Raw genomic sequence first — 3,506 nt, 5'->3', positions numbered from 1 at the left:
CCTTACCCGCAGTCGTCCCCTCCCAGCGCGACTCCGGCATCGGATTTAGCCAAGCTACATACCGCACCTTTGCCTTAATTTGCTGGAGAAACGCCGCCGTCAACTTCACCCTTTCCTCACTGTAACCCCCGCGAGCCGCCCCAGCATCGCTAAAAATTAACATAGCAGACTTCTCAGGCCGCAGGTTAGCCAGCAAGCGATCGATTTTCTCGGCTTCCAACTGATAGGGGTCATGGTAGAGATACTCCACCGGACAATTCTGAAAATAATAAATGCCAGCATTGCCCAAACGCCCGCCTCGCACCGCTGTTTCTGCCAACCGCTGGGACAAATCGTGGAAGGGCACCATCGAACCGTCGCGATCGATTAATAACAGTAATTGCGATCGATTCACCCGGCGCGGCACTAACACCGGACTTAATAAAATGCCCTGTCGCCCAATCTGGTTAACTGTGGCTTCCACATCCAATTCTACAGGCGGCCCTTCCCGCACGGGACGGCGCAAGTAACGCCAACTTTGCTTCATCTGCCGCCTCGTCACTGGGAAATATTCGGATGTCAGGATAAACTGGCGATCGGAAGTTGCCTCATATTTATTAGTAGCTTGCATCACTGCTTTTGCAGCTTGCACCTCATCTTCTATTGCCTCTATTAATTCAGGATGGGGGGCAGAGATAATAGGTTCGCTTGTTTGCTCAGTTAGTTGTGGTACTGTTTCCATTATACCAGAATCCTCTGTTTCTGGTGCAGAAATCTCTGGTTTTTCTGGGATTACTGGTATAGCTTCCTGACTCTCTTTGACAATCAATTCAAAGTGATAGTCAAATAGGCGCTTATCCTCAGCAGATTTTACCCATAAAGTTTTGCACAGGCGGTATAAAGAAGTGCGATCGCTCGTTCCAAACCCCTTTTGTAAAGCTTCCAGTAACAGCTTATATTCATCGATTCCAAGGGGAAAACCAGCCTCCCGCAGTTGACTAAAAAGCTCAATTAGGGGCAGTTCATCCACAATAGACTTCACTAGAAAACCAGCGGGCGGGCCGTCATCCTGCCTACTCTTTAAGTATCGCTTGATGACTGACTGAAGATTATTTTTTCCAACCTCTTCGCCAAATAATATTGAAAGTTGCCTCCAGAGTTTAGATCCAATGTGCATGATATGACCCGGTGCACGATGGCTGATTTGGGCTATTTCCTGATAGGATTTTCTTTCCCAAGACAGGCGAAAGACAATTTCTTGAACTTCGTTAAAACGCTCGCCATCCATTACAGACTTTACAATTGCCAGTGCTTCATCAACGGTAATTGCTAAATCAAAATTCAGATGTTTAATCACAATTCACCCCCAGCCCGCCTTTGCTTAGCATAGCGATTGTAATCATCCCAGCTTTTCAACAGCACGCCCGGATACAAAAGTTTTTTACCCAATTCATCCAGAACCTTATCTTCTGGATAATGGCGCAGTATCCGAAACCAATCCATTAATTCACTGGTACTCACTTTTTTTCCAGCTTCTCCCTTATCTTTCCGCATCTCCTCACGCAACTGCAAAAACCTGTCAATAATTGCATTTACTAGCGCTTCAGGAGATGCCACAAAGTGAGCATTGATAATTTCAATTAACTGCTGGCGCTTGGGGAATTCAACATAGTGAAACAAGCACCGCCGCAAGAAAGCATCGGGCAAATCTTTCTCATCATTGCTAGTAATAAACACGATGGGTGGTGCCTTAGCTTGAATTTTATCTCCCGTCTCCTCAATCACAAACCGCTGTTCGTCAAGTTCCAATAGCAAATCATTAGGAAAATCAATATCAGCCTTGTCGATTTCATCAATCAGCACCACCGTCGTTTGTTCCTTCAGAAAAGCTCGCCCCAAAGGCCCCCATTTGATATAAGTCTCAGATTTATCAATTTCTTGAATTTTATCGTCGCTGAGGCGGCCAGCCGCCGCTAATTGAGCATCCCGCAAACGCCCCACAGCATCATAAGTGTAAAGTCCATCTTTTGCCCTGCTTGTAGACTTAATATTCCAAGTTTCATAAGGTAGTCCCAACTCATAGGCAACAGCACGGGCTAACTTAGTTTTGCCACAACCAGGTTCTCCTTTAATCAGCAGGGGACGTTCTAATTGAATTGCTAAGTTGACAGCTTCAATTAAATCTTCGTCAGGAAGATAAGGATAAAATATTTGACCGTTTTCATCGACTTCTCCTAGTTGAGGCTGTACTTTACCTGTGTATTTCAAGCCTTCTCTGTTCAGTATTTCAGCCATACTTTCTCCCACTCATACCAATTACAATCGCACAAATCACAAATTTTGTACAGAGCTAGTTGAGGCAAGCCGCCTTCACTGCTTTCAAGAATATCTCGGACTATTTCCTTGACTTGGTTAGTCAGTTTAAGGGGTAACTCATCGATAGAATTTTCAATCCAAGGTTGTAAATCTTTTTCGCATAGTAGAGTAATTTTAGGTAGCTTAACGGGAATGTGCGGTTCCCAACTTGGGTAAAGTGTGTCCGCAAAATCTAGATTCCACTCTTCAACACAACCGCTATGGTCAATTAAAAACATTAGTAAGCGAGACGGCGATTGAGTTACGCCGGAAAGGTTTTTTACCAGTGGCAACCAAAATTGTCCCATAAATTGACTCATACATTCCTCTGGCATTTCATCGAGTCGATCGAAGATTAAAACCACAGTTCTATTTTGACATAATTGAGCAACTTTATCTATAATTTGTGTCTGTGAAGGTTGATTAATTAAACCGACACGACCGCCTAGTTCTTGCCACAAAGCTTTCGTATAAGTAGCGCGAGATTTTCGACTGAGTGTAACTGAAATTACTTTAGCATTTGTCCAATTAGGAACTTGCTTCATCAGCCGATTCAACAGCCATTTTTGACCGCTGTCTTCTTCGCCGTGAATCAAATAAGCACCGATGGGATGCTGTTCAACAAATGTTCGGAACAATTTAACTTGATGATGATAATTTAACCGCTGTAAAGATTGGTGAAGTTTATCATGAGATTGTTGAGATTTAGGTGAATTGGTTAGCGTTTTTGTTTCTTCTGCGGTCGTTTTTCGCAATTGTTTCCAAGTTGCGGAAGCTTCAACAGCAAAACATTGATCGTACATGACTGGCAACCAACTGGCTAGAGGATATTGTCCCTCTAATCCTTGGAGATTTTCTCTAGCCTGTCGCAAGGCTAAATATAAAGTTTTTTCATTTTTTACAAAAGCTTCTATAAAAAATTTCAAAAATTTGTGTGCGACTTCATCAGGTATCGGTGTCCGCATGACAATAACTTGGGGAACGTTCCAACTAGCTAGAGTTTTCGCTAAACTCAAACCATCGCAAGAGTTAAAAATAGCTAGTCTCAACCCTTTTCCAATGGCTTGCTTAACAGCATTTTCTAAATCTTCAATTTTGACTGTATCTGTTTGATTAATATAAAGAATACCTTCTCCGTCTGTTGTTTTGCTATGACCTGCAAAAAATAAAAT

Annotated in this window: 3 protein-coding genes; all 3 read right to left on the bottom strand. The window is 43.0% G+C overall.

Features of this window, described 5'->3' with window-relative positions; all coding sequences use genetic code 11:
• On the bottom strand, window positions 1-1,336 hold a 1,336-nt coding region (locus IQ270_RS29040), incomplete at its 3' end, for a hypothetical protein (protein WP_193976581.1).
• On the bottom strand, window positions 1,333-2,274 hold the full coding sequence (locus IQ270_RS29035) for a MoxR family ATPase (RefSeq protein ID WP_193976580.1): 942 nt from the start codon (window positions 2,272-2,274) through the stop codon (window positions 1,333-1,335). The genes IQ270_RS29035 and IQ270_RS29040, both read right to left, overlap by 4 nt.
• Window positions 2,259-3,506: CHAT domain-containing protein (locus IQ270_RS29030; RefSeq protein WP_193976579.1), on the bottom strand; the 1,248-nt coding region annotated here is incomplete at its 5' end. The genes IQ270_RS29035 and IQ270_RS29030, both read right to left, overlap by 16 nt.

Source organism: Microcoleus sp. LEGE 07076 (assembly GCF_015207455.1).
Taxonomy (GTDB): Bacteria; Cyanobacteriota; Cyanobacteriia; order Cyanobacteriales; family Microcoleaceae; genus Microcoleus.
Note: the sequence above shows the minus strand (reverse complement) of the source record. Positions and strands in the feature narration are given on the sequence as shown.

Bases quoted from the DNA above. Each gene is read 5' to 3' on its own strand.
- IQ270_RS29035 (WP_193976580.1), bottom strand. From the start codon at position 2,274: ATGGCTGAAATACTGAACAGAGAAGGCTTGAAATACACAGGTAAAGTA.